Source organism: Halovivax ruber XH-70 (assembly GCF_000328525.1).
In the GTDB taxonomy this organism is placed as follows: domain Archaea; phylum Halobacteriota; class Halobacteria; order Halobacteriales; family Natrialbaceae; genus Halovivax; species Halovivax ruber.
Map to the genome: position 1 here is coordinate 95392 of NC_019964.1, position 15311 is coordinate 110702.

Below are 15311 nucleotides of genomic sequence, written 5' to 3' on the forward strand. Positions count from 1 at the left end.
GGCCAGCTGACCCATCGCCCACCGCTGGTCCGCTCGGTGGCCAGGCGGGAACCGTGTCGACGCCTGTGTCTCCGGCGACGAGGACAGCGAGCGTCGAACGTGCCGCGGCTGGTTACTGTCGGATATGTGGCCCGTCACGCTCCTGTATCGTCCCCGCTACTCCGCTGGTATGGGTGGCCTAGGAATCGTACGGCGGGAGTAACAACGGTCTGTCGGATGGAGTGTCTCTTCGGTTGTCGATGCACGAACTCACCGGGTTTCAACGCGACCTGCTGTACGTAATCGCCGCGGCCGACCAGCCGTCCGGCCAGGACGTCAAATCAGAGATCGAGGGCTACTACAGCGCCGACATCAATCACGGTCGGCTCTATCCGAACCTCGATACCCTCGTCAATCGGGGACTGGTCGAAAAAGGCCAGCTCGACCGGCGGACGAACTACTACGACATCACGGGAGAAGGCGAGCAACTGATTCGGGAACGACGCGAGTGGGAATCACAGTACGTCGATACGTGATCGGTCACGATCGCGTGCTGGCCACCCCTCCTCGTCACCCACGACGTCCCTGACAGCGCCGCGGCGGGCCGGCCCCCGTTCCGTCGCGAGCGGCGCCGACGGTCGGTTGTGCGGCGCGAGGCCTCGACAGCCTCGCGACCGGCCGGTCGGCACTGTCGGCATCGACAGCAAGGTGTCCCCGTTCGGCCAGCGTCGCGGCCCCGTCGGCGCCGCCCTGGCCACCTCTCCTGGTGCAGCATCGGTCGCAGGTCGATGATCCGACACACTCGGTCCCTTCGTGACGATGCGCTCATCGCGACCGCGCCGACTCGTCGTCATCGGCAGTCGCGTCTAAATCGGCCCCGGCGCGTTCGACGAGATCAGCGCCATATGCTTGCCGGGCGTCCTCGACCGAGAGCAGCCCATCGGCGAGATCGCGTCGGAGCGCAGCCGGGTCGCGGTCGGCTGGGTCGCCGTACCCGCCGCCACCCGGCGTCCGGATGCTGACGACGTCGCCGGCGTCGAGGCGTCGCGTGCACTTCGCCGGGAGCGCCTCGGCGTGTTCGTCGGGCTCGTCGACGTCGTCCGCGTCGCCCTGACGGGCCGCGGCGCTGTACAGTACGTCCTCACCAGGAGCACCGTTTTCGCCGCCCGCGACGCCGTAGGGGGCGTGCGTTCGGCGGTCGGCGAGCAGACTGAACGCCGCCCCGGTCGACCCTGTGGCCCGGACGCGGATGTCTCGCCGAAGGCCGAGGCCGCCACGGAACTCGCCTGCACCGCCGGTATCGGGCCGGTAGGCGTAGCGCTCGACGGAGAGCGGGTAGGCCGTTTCCAGCACCTCCGCCGGCGTGTTCATCGTGTTCGACATGTGGACGTGGACGCCATCCATCCCGTCGCCGTTCGCGTGCGCGCCGAAACCGCCTCCGCCGGTCTCGTAGAAGGCGTAGGGGTCGTCTGTCCGCGGGTCGACGCCGCCGAACGTGACGTTGTTCATCGTCCCCTGGCCCGCCGCGAGCGCGCGTTCCGGCGCGATTTCGGCGAGGGCGCCCAGGACGACGTCGGTCACGCGCTGGGAGGTCTCCAGGTTGCCACCGACGACCGCGGCCGGCGGTTCGGCGTCGACGACGGAACCCTCGGGCGTCTCGATGTCGATCGGCCGGTACGCGCCCGCGTTCGCGGGAATCTCGGGATCGGTCACGCAGCGCACCGCGTAGTACGTCGCCGACGCCGTGACCGCGAAGACGGCGTTGATCGGTCCCGCGGTCTGGGCGTCCGTCCCGTCGAAGTCGACGGTGAGCGCGTCGCCGTCGATCGTCACGGTCGCCTCGATCCGGACGTCCTCGCTGGCGCGACCGTCGTCGTCCAGCACGTCGGCGTAGCCGTAGGTGCCGTCGGGCAGGTCAGCGATGGCCGCGCGCATCCGTTTTTCGGCGTAGTCCTGGACGGCATCGACGGCGGTTCGCAGGGTGTCGATGCCGTGGTCGGCCGCGAGCTCTAACAGTCGCGTCCGGCCGGTCTCGTTGGCCGCGTGCTGGGCGCGCAGGTCGCCCCGGCGCTCGTCTGGCGTGCGCACGTTCGCGAGGAGCAGGTCCACGACGTCGTCGACGACGTCGCCGCCGTCGTAGAGCTTCACCGGCGGGATCCGCAGCCCTTCCTGGTAGATCTCCGTCGAGTCGGCCGCGACGCTGCCCGCCCGCGAGCCGCCGATGTCGGCGTGGTGGGCGCGGTTGGCCGCGAAGCCAAGGAGTTCCAGGTCGTCCGTGACGGGTTCGCCGCCAGCACTTTCTCCGGCCGAATCGGCCGCGACCGCGCCGCCTGTCCCCCCGTCGTCGACGAAGATCGGCGTCACGAGCGTGAGGTCGGGCAGGTGGGCGCCGCCGCGGAACGGGTCGTTGAGGACGACAGCGTCGCCCGGAGAGAGCGTTTCCGGCGGGAACCGCTCCAGCGCGGCCGCGACGGAGAAGGGCATCGCGCCGAGGTGGACGGGCATCGTCTCGGCCTGACTCAGCATTTCGCCGTCGGCGTCGAACAGCGCGCACGAGCAGTCCTTGCGTTCCGTGATGTTCGGCGAGTAGCCCGTCCGGACCAGGTTCGCGTTCATCTCCTCGGCCACGGCCGCGAACGCGTTGCGAAGGACTTCTAGCGTGATCGGGTCGATGTCGTCGCTATCTGGGGCGCCATCCCGTTCGTCGTCACCGTCGTTCCCTTCGCCGTCGGTGGCCGCGCCACCGGCCACCCTCGGATCGGGTTCGTCGCTCACGTTGCCACCTCCATGACGATCGTCCCGTACTCGTCGACGGTCGCGCGCCAACCGGGGCGGACGACCACCGTGCTCTCCGGTCCTTCGACGATGGCGGGGCCGGTGACGTCGCTTCCCACGCTGAGCGCGGGGCGGTCGTACACCGGTGTCTCGCGGTTCGTTCCGTCGAAGACGACCGATCGCGTCCCGCGGATCGCCTCGTCCGCGTCCGCACCGGTTCCCTCGGCCGCCGAGAGCGTCGGCGGTTCGACGACGGCCCGGACGCGCGCCCGGACGGTGACCAGTTCGACGGGTTCGTCGGGCGAGGCGTGGCCGTAGCGTCGCTCGTGGGCCGCGTGGAACGCCTCGACGGCGTCGGTGAGCGTCTCGTCCGTGACCGGCCCCTCGGGCAGGTCGACCGCGAGATCGAACGACTGGCCGGCGTAGCGCAGGTCGACCGATCGCTCGACGAGGACCGTGTCGGTTGTAGTGCCCAGCTGCGCTCGTCCCTCGTCTTCGAAGCCGGCGAGAGCGGTTTCGATCGCGCCCGGGTCGACGGCCGCGAGCGGGCGAACCATCGACGCGCTTCGCTCGACGAGCCGATCACTGACCAGCAACCCGAGCGCCGAGAGCACGCCCGCCGTCCGGGGGACGAGTACTCGCGGGATGGACAGGGACTCGGCGAGCGCCGCCGCGTGGGCCGGTCCCGCCCCACCGTAGGCGACCAGCCCGAAGTCGCGCGGATCGTGGCCCGCTTCGACGCTGACGACCCTGAGCGCTCGCTCCATGCTCGCGTTCGCGACGTCGAGGATGCCCTCGGCGGCCTCGGCGACCGAGAGGCCGAGCGGCTCGGCGACGTGTTCGGCCACCGCGTCTTCGACGGCGTCGCGGTCGATGCCGCCTCGCTCGCCGTCACCGCCACTCGCTTCGGCGCCGTTCGCACTCTCGGACGGGCCGCCTGCCTCGTCCAGGAAGCGCGAGGGATCGAGCCGACCGCACAGGACCTGCGCGTCGGTCACCGTCGGCTGCGTGCCGCCGCGGCCGTAGCAGACCGGGCCCGGTTTCGCACCGGCCGATCGGGGGCCGACGCGGAGGGCACCGCCGTCGTCGACCCACGCGATCGAGCCGCCGCCCGCGCCGATGGTGTGGACGTCGATCGACGGCACGGCGACTGGATACTCGCCGATCTCGAGGCCGGTCGTGACCGTCGGGTCGCCGTCTCTGACCAGCGAGACGTCGCAGGAGGTGCCGCCCATGTCCATCGTGATGACGTCGCCCTCGCCGCGGAGCCCGGCGACGTGGGCCGCCCCGCGGACACCCGCTGCGGGCCCGGAGAGCAGGGTGTTGACCGGCCGCGTCCGGGCGCGATCGGCGCCGATCGTCCCGCCGTTCGACTGCATGATGCGGAGGGCGGGCTCGATCCCGCGATCGGCGACGGCCTCCTCCAACCGCCCGACGTAGGCGTCCATGACGGGCTTGAGCGCCGCGTTCAGCGCCGTCACCAGCGTCCGCTCGTACTCTCTGATCTCGGGGCGGACGTCGCTCGACAGCGAGAGGGAGACCGGCGAATCGCCGCTCTCGTCGACGGTATCGCCGTCACCGCCGAGCTCGTCTTCGAGAATCTCCGCGACGCGGCGCTCGTGGGCGTCGTTCTCGAACGCAAAGAGCAGCGAGACGGCGATGCTCTCGATTTCCGCGGGGAGCTCGTCGGCGACCGCGCGGACGGACGCCTCGTCGAGCGCCGTCCGCACCTCGCCACGCTCGTCGAGGCGCTCGGTCACCTCGAATCGGCGGCGTCGGGGGACGACCGGCTCCGGTTTCGACACGGTGTAGTCGTAGATGTCGGGGCGGTCCTGTCGCCCGATCGCCAACGCGTCGCGAAAGCCCTCGGTCGTCACGAGCGCCACGTCGGCCCAGTCGCGTTCGAGGACGGCGTTCGTCGCCACGGTCGTCCCGTGGGCCAGATCGGCGACGTCGGCGACGGCGTAGCCGGCGGCGTCGCGGCTGAGTTCGAGGCCGTCGACGACGCCCTCGTCCGGCGAAGCTGGCGTCGACGGCGTCTTCGTGACGGTGAGTTCGCCGTCGCGAACCGCCACGACGTCGGTGAACGTCCCGCCGACGTCGACGCCGATTCGGACGCCGGGCGATGACTCTGTCATAGCACTCGCTTGCAGCGACCGGGTCATAATGGTTGGCGAGGGGTGCTGAGGGGGCGGCTGTGCGAGTCACTCCGAGAACGCGGCTGGGCCGATGTCTCGAACCGCTACGAGAACGTCTTCGGCACCCACTTGCGGTACGGGTCGTCGGTCGCGTCCATCCAGGCGACGAGCCGGTCGGCCAGTTCGCCGCGGACGTCGGCGTAGTCCGGGTGATCGATCAGGTTCTGGAGCTGGGCCGGGTCGGCCTCGCGGTCGTAGAGTTCGTTCACGTCGGGGCCGTTGTAGACGAACGTGTACCGCTCCGTGCGGACCAGTCGCTGGGTGTAGAGGCCGAACTCCTCGCCGGAGTACTGGCCGAAGGTGGAGTCGGGCCAGGCGTGCGGTCGCCGGCCGGAGAGTAGCGGGACGAGACTTCGGGCGTGGAACGATTCGGGGACAGGGACGTCGGCGAGTTCGCAGAACGTCGCCGCGAGGTCGTGTACGTGGACGGGGGCCTCGCAGGTCGTCCCCGGCTCGATCTCGCCGGGCCAGCGCACCTGCAGCGGGATCCGGTAGGTGTCGTCGTACATCAGCGGGCCCTTGTTGAACTGGCGGTGCCCGCCGACGAAGTCGCCGTGATCTGCCGCGTGGACGACGACGGTGTCGTCGGCGAGTCCGTGATCGTCGAGTGCGTCTATGACGCGACCGAACTCGTCGTCGATGAGCGAGACGAACCCCCAGTACTTTGCAAGCACCTCGCGCCAGGTCTCCCGGTCGAAGTCCGCGACGCCGCGGTAGCCGAGGAACTGCTCGTGTGCGCGGGGTTTCCCGTCGAACGTCTCGGCGTAACTCGCCGGCAGGGAGACGTCGGCGGGGTCGTACATCGAGGCGTAGGGCTCCGGGATCACGTACGGGTGGTGCGGGCCGTAGAAATCCGCCCGGTGGAAGAACGGCCGGCCGGCGTCGGAATGAGCGCCGATCGCCTCGATCGTTCGGTCGGCGAGAAAGTGTGCTCGCGTCGCCTCGACGGGGACCGGTGTCGTCGCCGCGACGAGCGTGCCGTCCTCGCCGGCGGTGTAGATCGCGTCCGAGAACTCGATCTCACCCAACGGGAGGCCGCGTTCCTCGCGGTAGCGTGCGAAGGCGTCGTCCAGCGCGTCGTCGTGGTGGTCGTCACTCCCGCCGCGGTAGGCGAAGCCGAATTTCTCGGGCGTCGCCTCGTGCCCGACGTGCCACTTCCCGGTGTAGGTGAGGGCGTATCCCGCCTCCGCGAGTTGCTGGGAGAAGGTCGGGATCTCGGGATCCAGATTCGACCGGATCGCGTCGCCCTCGTGGTGGTTGTTCAGCATCCCGTGGCCGTGGGGAAACTGGCCGGTGAGCAGCGAGGCCCGTGCACTCGTACAGATGCTCGTCGGTGTCGTCGCGTTCGTAAAGCGCATTCCCGCCGCGGCGAGGCGGTCCATCGCGGGCGTCTCGACGGGCGGTCCCTCGGGCGCGGAGACGTCGTAGCGCTCCTGGTCGGTGAGCGCGAGCAGGATGTTCGGCGGCGCGTCGGCCATCAGGCGGCGTACACCGACGGCGGTGATAATGGTGGGGTGCGAGCGAACTGCGGGCCGTCGCGATCGAACCGTTCGAATCTGGCAGCCTCGATCGACGTCCACTGCGGGCGGAAGGATTAGGATGGCTCGGTCAGATTGCTCGGCTAAAATGCCTGTCCCAGTACACCCCTCGACTGACCGCCTTCGGATCGCTATGGGGTGGTAAGCCGTGACTACTGCCTACTGTGCCGTCTGTGACTGGTCCCGTGAGACGGGATCGGAGACGACTCGATCCGACCTGAACCGTGCGATGATCGACCACCACGTCGAGACGGGTCACACGCCGATCGAGACGGACGAAGTGATATTGGACGAAAACCAAATCGGTGACGGCGGCATCGATGTTGCAGGCCAGTGAATTGCTGTTTTATCTGAACGCTACAAAAACAAGAATCGGTGGAGTGATTTTTGCTTACCTGGGTTGGTGAAACGCACCACGTGCCCCATCATTCTTGCAATATCAAAATCCAATGAATATGCTTCCTTCAAATGGGAATGGTAAATTCTGATCTTGGATTGAGGTTGGATAATATCGAAAAACCACCCATACATTCCTCCACCCAAATTATATAATTTCTAACCAAATCAAAAATATTATACACTGTCAAAATCCAATCTGTATTATGGCGGATGAATACAAAGGTCGCAGTGAGATGAACAGAAGGGATATGTTAAAGAAAGGGGCTGCCGGTGCTGGTGCTTTCGGATTCGCACCAACATCTATTACTTGGGAATCTGCCGATAGTGACGAATTTGAGCGTTTGCGGGCGGCACCTGAAGTTCAATCGATCCTTTCCGAATTAAAACTTGATTCACTGCCAGAAAAAGCCGAAAAGACCGAACTAAAGGTCACTGAATCAACTACATATTCTGCAACGAGAATTGAAATTGACTTTGGAACGTTGTATTTTGGTGACTTTGGCGGCGAAACAAGTGCCGGATTTGAGTTTTCTGGATCTAACTATAGAAATATTAGATCAGAAAAATACAGGAAAATCCCCTCCTCTGTAGATGCGTGGCTTATCGGCCTAGATAACGACACTATCTTCATACGAACGGCTACGGATGAGGAAAAATCGCCCATATTGTCACAGATTCCTGTGAATGAATCCGACGATACTTCAGTATATACGGGGTCAAATATAAGCGGGTTTCGAGTCGATGTCGTCCAGCGTCCGCCAGAACTAAATGAGGGCCTTCGAACCAATAAATCCCAGATAGGCTTGGAGGCCATTCAGGATACTGAGCTCAAAACATATCATGTGAACGCTGGCGTTTCGAATTGTAGTACTGAATCAGTACCCGTATCTTCGCTTCATATCTCAGCGGATGATGTCTCAGTTGAGCGTATCACTACACAAGGAATTGTTGACGATGTCACAGACTTGTTTGGTGATTTAGGTGCAGTAGCGGGTGATTGTGGTAACCCAATTATTGGTTGTATCTCCGCAATCGGTGTGAGTATATTTGGCTGTGGAAGATGTGTTCCAGTCTGTGCATCCAGTCCTACAGGTGTTGGTGCTGTTCTCTGTATCGGCTGCGTGTACCTGTTTTGCGATTGGCTACTTTCTGGAATCGCCTGTGTTGGGCCTGGTGGAGCTATGGATTGTCTCGAAACGCACGGCTATGTCTAATCCATGCCCCAAATTGCTGGTCTAACTCCGCGCCGACTTATGCTACTCTTCGTTGTCTCTGGTATTGCAGCGGTGAGCCAAACAGCATTACTCATTCAGGGAGAAGGTGGATTCAATTCGGTAATACTTCTCATCGCATTTATCCTTATCGCGCTCGCTTGTTTCTGGCCGTTGTGGAAACATCTGCGCCACCAAACTGACGGCCGCACGTGAGCCTTCTATCTCCTATTGGTATGAACCATCTCCGAACGCCTTCCGTTCGGCAGCCTCACTCGAAGTCGTCGATGCTCGGCCGCTCGCGCTCGCCGGGGAAGTCGTCGACGGGCGCGGTGACCTGGTCGCCGCTACCCATATCCTTGATCGTCACCTCGTCGTTTGCGAGGTCCTGTTCGCCGACGATGACGACCGTCTCGGCGTTGATCGAGTCCGCGTAGTTCATCTGGGCGCCAAAGGACCGCCCGGCGACGTCGCTCTCGACGACGTGGCCGGCTGCCCGCAGCTCGCGGGTGATCCGGGAAGCCGTGGGGCGGGTGTCGCCGACCTGCAGGACGTAGTATTCGGTCGCGAGTTCTTCGTCGGGCCAGACGCCCGCGCGCTGACAGAGCAACGAGAGCGTGGCGTAGCCGGGCGCGACGCCGACCGCGGGCGTTGGTTGGCCGCCGTAGGACTCGATCAGGTCGTCGTAACGGCCGCCGCCGAAGATGGAACGGGAGACCTCGCCGGTCGAGTCGAAGCACTCGAAGACGACGCCGGTGTAGTAGTCGAGGCCGCGGGCTGTGTCCAGCGAGACGGTACAGTACTCGCGAGCGCCGAAGTCCTCCGCCGCGGCGAGGACGTTCTGAAGGTTCGAGACGGCCTCGGTCACCCGCTCTGCGTCGGTGTGGGCGAGGACGGCGTCGAGGTCGTTTCGTTCGATCAGCGAAGCGAACTCCTCGGCCTGGTCGCCCGTGAGACCGGCGTTTTCCAGCAGCCTCAGGTACTCGGCACGGTCGACCTTCTCGGACTTGTCGACCGCGCGGATGCCGGCCTCGACGTCGATGTCGTCGGCTGCGTCCCCTGCCGTTTCTGCGGCGTACTCTTCGAAGAGCCCGCCGAGGATGTCGCGGTGAGAGATCCGGAAGTCGAAGTGTTCGCCGGTGAGGCCGAGACTCGTAAGCGCGTCGGCCGCCCAGGCGAGGATCTCGGCGTCGGCTTCCGGTTCGCTGGAGCCGAAGATGTCGACGTTCGTCTGGTAGAACTCGCGCTGGCGGCCCTGCTGGACCTGCTCGTAGCGCCAGAAGGGCCGCGTCGAGAACCACTTGATCGGCTTCGAGAGCGCCTGCTGTTTCGCGACGACGAGCCGGGCGACGGTCGGCGTGAGCTCCGGCACCATCGTGACGTGCCGGCCGCCCTGATCCTCGAAGGCGTACAGCTCCTCGACGATGTCGTCACCGCTCTTGTCCGTCCAGATTTCGGCGCGTTCGAGTGCCGGCGTCCCGATCTCGCGGAAGCCGTAGCGCCGGGCGGTGCCTTCGAGTGTGTCGATCGTCTCCCGACGGGCGCCCATCTCCTCCGGATAGAAATCGCGGAAGCCCTTGATGCGGTCGTACATAGCGGCCCGTTCGCGCGGGGCGTACTTTGATGTGTCCACTCGGATCCGGCCTCGGTTGCCCGTCGAACGATGGTCGAGCACCCGCGGCAACGGCTGCGAACCGTCCGGCGAGGCAGTGGGCGTTCGATCAGCGAGACAATAGCCGTGGACTGACGGGCGACAGGCGAGACACTGAGGCGTGACTCGCCCAGCCGAACAACCGGTTCGAATCACCACTCCTCATTTTCCCGCGACGGGGCCGCTAATTCCAGTCACTCGGCACGATTGGTTCGAACGGTCGGGGCGTGAGCACAGCCCGGAGATTCATTTAGTCCCGGTTCGAGACACAGTTTGTGAACGCGGCGGTCGACGAAGACGACTGGGTCGCAGCCGTCGCCGAGCGATTGCCCTTCTCGCCGCTGTCGGCACTCGGGCTCTTTCTCGCGATGATTATCTCCGTTCGGACGGTCGTCGAGCAGACCACGTCGCAGGCCATCCTCGAGAGTGTCGGCCCGCTGGTAGCCGCGACGGCGGTCGTGGTCGCCGATCGCTATCTGGTCAGTCGGGACGTCGCTCCCAGAGACCGATTGACCGTCTTCGCCTGGGGACTCAGCGGCTTTCTCGCGGCGGCGCTCGTGACCGCCCTGCACCTGCTGGTACTGAGTATGGAGGGTGTCGGGCCGCGAAACCCGCTGTATCTGACGCTGCTTTCGGGGACCATCGGCGTCGCCGCGGGGAGCGTCGCCGGCTGGTACGAGATCCGCCAGCGTGCCGCGGTCCGCGAGGCCCGCCGCCAGCGCGAACGCCTAGACCAGTTCGCTTCCGTCGTCAGTCACGACCTCCGGAACCCGCTCTCGGTCGCCGACGGACGCCTGCAGGAGGCGTTCCGGACTGGCGACGCCGAACATCTCCACGTCGTCGACGAGTGTCTCGACCGGATGGACGAACTCATCGACGACAGCCTCTCGGTCGCCCGCAGTGGCTCCGAGGTGATCGACCCCGAACCCGTCCCGCTGGTCGACCTCGCCGCCTCCGCCTGGGATGCCGTCGATACCGGCGACGCCACGCTCGAACTCGAGGGCGATCGGACGCTCCGCGTCGAGGAATCGCGCGCCCAGAGTCTCTTCGAGAACTGCTTTCGCAACGCCGTCGAGCACGGCGAGGCCGACACCGTCCGCGTCGGCCCGCTTCGAACCGGCTTCTACGTCGAAGACGACGGCACGGGTATTCCCGAGGACGTGCGCGACTCGCTCTTTCAGCAGGGCGTCTCGTCGAGCCAGGACGGTTCGGGGCTCGGGCTCGCCATCGTTCAGGCCGTCGCCGAAGCCCACGGCTGGGAGCCGACGGTGACCGAGAGCGACGAGGGCGGCGCCCGGTTCGAGTTCTGAGAAACTCGTTCGACGTTCGCTTTATCCTCGAAAACAGTAGGAGGGGTGCGGGGGGATAGACTGTCCCCGTGCAACTTTGTCGGTCGGCGCTGGTCGACGCGCCGCCGGTTAGTCGTCGAGCTCGGCGTACTGCCGCACCAGTCCGCACTCGGGGCAGCAAAACGACTCGAGCGGTTCGTAATCCCCGAGGCCGAGACGTTGGAGAATTCCGCCGTCGCGCTCCGTTTTGACGTAGAGGGTCCCTGCTCCGTCCGTCGTGACGGTCGTCGGTTCCATTTCGACGGCACACGCTGGACACCGAGGATCGGTCATGGGTGTCCGTTGTGTGCTGAACTATTTACACTTCTGCCTCGGCTGTACCCGTCCTTCTCGATACGCTTCGAATGGGTGTGATGCCCCGACGAGAGGCGAAGGGTCCCTACCGCCGCCCGGTTACGTGCGTCTGGTCGTGATCCGGGAAGCACTCGGCGACGGCCTCCTGGCCGCTCTCCTCGGCGATCACGGCCCGCAGTTCGGCCTCGTAGTCCGCGCGTGGGATCTCCTCGCTCGGGCCGACGGTGACGTCGAGTGTCGAGTCGACGAGGCGGTCGACCGCGCCGCGGCCGAAGCCCGACAGCGGGGCGACGTAGTCGACGTCGTGGCGATCTTCGAGGCTCTGTGCCTGGGCGCGCGAGACCGTCGGGACGCGGTCGTCGCGTCGGGTGCCGTCGGCGATGGCGTCGAAGTCGTCGGCGGCTGCCAGCGCCTCCAGCGCTTCCTGGTGGACGTGCTGGATGCCGTTTCGGGGGAAGCCGTCCTCGCGGATGCGTTCGGCGGCGTCGTGAGCCACCGCGTCGTCGAGTTCGATCCGGCGGAACGGCAGGTCGAGTTCGGTGGCGGCGCGTTCGGCGTGTTGCCAGTCGTCGGTGATGCCGAAGTGTGCGGTCGCCAGGGTGACGTCGTAGAAGTTTTCGAGGAGCAACGCCGCGAGCGTCGAGTCCTTGCCGCCGCTGTACAACAGTCCCAGTTGCATTAGCGTCGGCGGATGTCGAAGCTCTTTTTCTCGGGCTTCAGTTCGGTCAGCAGTTGTTTCATCTTCTCGTCGTCGATCTTGCCCTGGATGCGCCCGCTCCGGGCCAGCGCCACGACCTGGCGTTCGACCTGTTCGCCGAACTGCTCTTTGCTCATCTTGACCGTGTTCAGACGCTTTCTGGCGTCGTCGGTCAGGTGCTGACGCAGGACGGCCTTCTTCTGGGCCTCGGCCTGTTGCTGGGCGGCCTGCTGGGCCTCGGCGTTGCCACCCTGTGAATCGGCCCGCTCTTTCAACTCCTCCATGCGCTCGCGCCGTAGTTCGTCGATCTCGTCGTCCGCGTTGCTCATACGTGTGCGGTTGGGTCGCGGCGGGGAAAATGATTACGGAGCCTGTTCGAAACCCGTCGCGTTGCGGCGATCGAACCGCTGGGGTGACTCGAACGAAAACTTACGCGTAGCGCTCGAGTTCCGGTCGATCGAGGTCCGAGAGGACGTTGCCGGCAGTCTCGTCGAGGAGGCTGCGGCCCTCGGCGGTGATGCGGCGTCCCTCGCCCTCGGCGGTCTCGACGTAGCCGGCGTCCTCTAGCTGCTGGAGGATCGTCCGGATGAGGTTCTTCGAGCCGTCGGCGCGCTTGTCGGGTGCGACGCGGTAGCGGGTCGAGCCGCGCTTGGAGCCGCCGTAGGCCGTCGAGAGACGCTCGACACCGACGGGGCCGGTGTCGGCGACCTTGCGCAGGAGGCTGGCCGCGCGGGTGGCCCAGAAGTCTTCCTGTTCCGGGGGGAGTTCGTTACTGACACCGCTCTTGGCGAACGGTGCCCAGTCGGGTTCGTCCAGTTCGTCGTCGAGGTCCGCGGCGACCGCCTCGATGAGGGCGTCCGCCGGGACGTCGTACATCGTAGCCATTGCAGGAGCGTATCCCTCGGCGCCATTTAAGGCCATCGTATCGGCCTGGGCCGCCCGGTCGTGGTCGGGGCGCTTTTCTCACGGGCCGTCCAAGCCGCCCGTATGGACGAGCGCGCGGCACTCACCCTTCTGGGGGACGAACTCGCCCACGCGGGCGACGACGCGGCCGTCGTCGACGGCCAGGTGCTGACGACGGACATGCTCCACGAGACGACGGACTTCCCCGAGGGGACGACCCGGTACACCGCCGGGTGGCGGGCGGTCGGCGCCTCGCTGTCCGACGTGGCCGCGATGGGTGCCGAGGCGACGGCCGCCGTCGCCGTCTACGCCGCGCCCACGTTCGACGACGAAGCCCTCCTCGCGTTCGTCGATGGCGCCCAGGACGTCTGTGAGCGTGTCGGTGCACGGTACGTCGGCGGCGACCTCGACCACCACGCGGAGTTCACGGTCGCCACGACCGCCCTCGGTCGCGTCCCGGAAACGGATGGCGCAGCCGAGAGGCAGACTGCTCCCCCCGTTCGTCGCAGCGGTGCCCGTCCCGGCGATGTCGTCTGTGTCACCGGCACGCTCGGTCGGAGCGCCGCCGCCCTCGAACTGTTCGACCGGGGCGCGATCGAGCGGGCGAACGACCTGTTCCGCTTCGTCCCCCGGATCGACGCCGGCGTGGCGCTTGCCCCGCACGCGAGCGCGATGATGGATTCGAGCGACGGCCTGGCGCGATCGCTCCACCAGCTCGCCGACGCCTCGGACTGCGGGTTCGCCATCGAGTCCGCCACTGTGCCGGTCGACGACGCCGTGTCGGCCGCCTACGCGGACGAATCGGACGCTGCAATTCTCGAGACGGCCCTCACGTTCGGTGAGGACTTCGAACTCGTCTTCACCGTCGCTCCGGACGCGCTCGAATCGGTGCGAGCGGCGGTCCCCGTCGACGTGACGGTACTCGGCGAGGTCGTCGAGTCCGGCGTGACGATCGACGGCCAGGCCCTTCCCGACGCCGGGTACGATCACGGGGCGTGATCGCATTTCGCCGAATCACAACCGACGCCGAGCTACCCGACGATCTCGATCGGTACGGGCGTGAAACACAGCGCACCCAGCCCGAAGGTGAGCGCACCCAGCACTCGTCGACGTGAGTCGAGGCGTTCCTCCACGAACGGTTTCGCGGGACCGGCGATCGCGAGTAGCGTCGTCAGGACAGCCCAGAGGATCCAGACGGAGGCCGCCTGCCCGGTGTGATCGGTGAGGAAGTAGAGGTAGCCGGCGAGTCCGAGCAAGGCTGCGGGGACGAGCGCGCCGACGGTCTCCTGATCGGGGCCGATCATCGCCCGGAGGATGTGCCCGCCGTCCAACTGGCCGACGGGGATGAGATTGAGGAGCGTGACGAACATCCCGACCCAGCCGCCGATGACGACCGGGTTCACCATCGTCGTCGGATCGCCCCGGTACAGCGGCTGGCCGAAGAGCGCGGCGAGCCCCTCTAGCAGGAGCGGGAAGCCCAGATGCAACTGGACGGCGTCGGGGCTCTGGACCACCGCCGCGGGCGCGTGGATCGGCTCCATGTGCAGTCCGACGGTCGTCACGCCGATCGTGGCGACGAGTCCGGCGAGTGGGCCCGCGACGCCGATGTCGAACAGCGCTTTCCGGCTCGGCATCCGGCCGTTCATCTTGATCACGGCGCCCAGCGTCCCGATCAGCGTTGGAATCGGGATGAAGTACGGGAGCGAGGCCTGGACGCGGTGGTAGCGACTCGCGACGTAGTGGCCCATCTCGTGGACGCCGAGGACGAACAGGATCGCCGCGGAGAACGGCCACGCCTGGAGGAGCGCCGCGGGCTCGGCGAACGGGTCGATGTGGTACCAGAACGTCCCGGCGAACAGCGTCGAGAGCACTGTCGCGACGAACAGGCCGATGTGTTTCCACGGAATCCCGTCGACGCCGAGCGACTGGGGTTCGGCGACGAGCGCGGTGCGCCCGCGGGCGCCGCGCAGTTCGAGCTCGTACCCGGCGTCGTGGAAGGTCGGCCACAGCTCTTGCGTCACGGCGGCGGGCGAGACGCGCGGCTGGCCGACGTAGACCAGTTTATCGGCTGACCGGTGGATTTCGGTCACGGCGAACACCGACTCGATCGCTTCGAGCGGCGGTCCGTCGGTCGGCGACTCGGCTGCCATCGGCGGCACTTGGTCGTCCGTCCGGATAAATCGCCTGTTGGCTCGCAGTTACCGATCGCCGGCGCTCACCCTCGCCGATCGTTGCTCGCCGCGGCCGGTAGGGGTGCGTCTCTCGGTGTGAGTGAAAAACGGGGTGAGAATGCAGGGTGTTGCGGGGACCCGGGTTG

General features: G+C 66.2%; 14 protein-coding genes. 5 read left to right on the forward strand and 9 right to left on the reverse strand.

Translation table 11 applies throughout. The features are described from left to right. Positions 1-239 precede the first annotated feature (239 nt). Positions 240-515 (forward strand): PadR family transcriptional regulator, encoded by a 276-nt coding sequence (locus tag HALRU_RS00475; protein ID WP_007701473.1) that lies wholly within the window; start codon positions 240-242, stop codon positions 513-515. Between the two features lie 289 nt (positions 516-804). Here the strand turns inward: HALRU_RS00475 and HALRU_RS00480 are convergent, their stop codons facing one another. The 3 genes from HALRU_RS00480 to HALRU_RS00490 form a co-directional block, all read right to left on the reverse strand. Beyond that, on the reverse strand, positions 805-2754 hold the full coding sequence (locus tag HALRU_RS00480) for a hydantoinase B/oxoprolinase family protein (RefSeq protein ID WP_015299457.1): 1950 nt from the start codon (positions 2752-2754) through the stop codon (positions 805-807). Further along, the gene (locus HALRU_RS00485) at positions 2751-4892 is read right to left on the reverse strand and encodes a hydantoinase/oxoprolinase family protein (RefSeq protein ID WP_015299458.1); all 2142 of its coding nucleotides are present in this window, start codon (positions 4890-4892) and stop codon (positions 2751-2753) included. Before HALRU_RS00485 ends, HALRU_RS00480 begins: the two co-directional genes overlap by 4 nt. Before the next feature lie 104 nt (positions 4893-4996). Continuing rightward, entirely contained in the window at positions 4997-6430 is a 1434-nt protein-coding gene (locus HALRU_RS00490) for a sulfatase-like hydrolase/transferase (RefSeq protein WP_015299459.1), read from the reverse strand. Positions 6431-6638: 208 nt separating this feature from the next. Between HALRU_RS00490 and HALRU_RS00495 the strand changes: the two genes are divergently transcribed. Next, positions 6639-6827, forward strand: a complete 189-nt coding sequence (locus HALRU_RS00495; RefSeq protein WP_015299460.1) for a hypothetical protein — start codon at positions 6639-6641, stop codon at positions 6825-6827. A gap of 265 nt (positions 6828-7092) precedes the next feature. Continuing rightward, on the forward strand, positions 7093-8103 hold the full coding sequence (locus HALRU_RS00500) for a hypothetical protein (RefSeq protein WP_015299461.1): 1011 nt from the start codon (positions 7093-7095) through the stop codon (positions 8101-8103). 268 nt (positions 8104-8371) lie between these two features. Here HALRU_RS00500 and hisS read toward each other — a convergent pair whose 3' ends face one another. Continuing rightward, positions 8372-9694, reverse strand: a complete 1323-nt coding sequence (gene hisS, locus HALRU_RS00505) for a histidine--tRNA ligase (RefSeq protein WP_015299463.1) — start codon at positions 9692-9694, stop codon at positions 8372-8374. Positions 9695-10026: 332 nt separating this feature from the next. On the opposite strand from hisS, the gene HALRU_RS00510 reads away from it, so the two are divergent. Further along, positions 10027-11061 (forward strand): sensor histidine kinase, encoded by a 1035-nt coding sequence (locus HALRU_RS00510; protein WP_015299464.1) that lies wholly within the window; start codon positions 10027-10029, stop codon positions 11059-11061. A 108-nt stretch (positions 11062-11169) separates the two neighbouring features. Here HALRU_RS00510 and HALRU_RS00515 read toward each other — a convergent pair whose 3' ends face one another. The 4 genes from HALRU_RS00515 to HALRU_RS00530 form a co-directional block, all read right to left on the reverse strand. Further along, on the reverse strand, positions 11170-11373 hold the full coding sequence (locus HALRU_RS00515; RefSeq protein WP_015299465.1) for a hypothetical protein: 204 nt from the start codon (positions 11371-11373) through the stop codon (positions 11170-11172). 106 nt (positions 11374-11479) lie between these two features. Beyond that, positions 11480-12073 carry a DUF7411 family protein gene (locus tag HALRU_RS00520; protein WP_015299466.1) on the reverse strand — a complete coding sequence of 198 codons (594 nt, stop codon included), beginning with the start codon at positions 12071-12073 and terminating at the stop codon, positions 11480-11482. Next, on the reverse strand, positions 12073-12420 hold the full coding sequence (locus HALRU_RS00525; RefSeq protein WP_015299467.1) for a DNA-binding protein: 348 nt from the start codon (positions 12418-12420) through the stop codon (positions 12073-12075). The genes HALRU_RS00520 and HALRU_RS00525 overlap by 1 nt, the downstream gene beginning before the upstream one ends. Before the next feature lie 100 nt (positions 12421-12520). Continuing rightward, the gene (locus tag HALRU_RS00530; protein ID WP_148680370.1) at positions 12521-12976 is read right to left on the reverse strand and encodes a 30S ribosomal protein S19e; all 456 of its coding nucleotides are present in this window, start codon (positions 12974-12976) and stop codon (positions 12521-12523) included. 102 nt (positions 12977-13078) lie between these two features. On the opposite strand from HALRU_RS00530, the gene thiL reads away from it, so the two are divergent. Continuing rightward, entirely contained in the window at positions 13079-13993 is a 915-nt protein-coding gene (thiL, locus tag HALRU_RS00535) for a thiamine-phosphate kinase (protein WP_015299469.1), read from the forward strand. Positions 13994-14025: 32 nt separating this feature from the next. Here the strand turns inward: thiL and HALRU_RS00540 are convergent, their stop codons facing one another. Further along, complete coding sequence (locus HALRU_RS00540; RefSeq protein ID WP_015299470.1) at positions 14026-15144, reverse strand: site-2 protease family protein; 1119 nt, start codon at positions 15142-15144, stop codon at positions 14026-14028. Between the last annotated feature and the right edge of the window lie 167 nt (positions 15145-15311).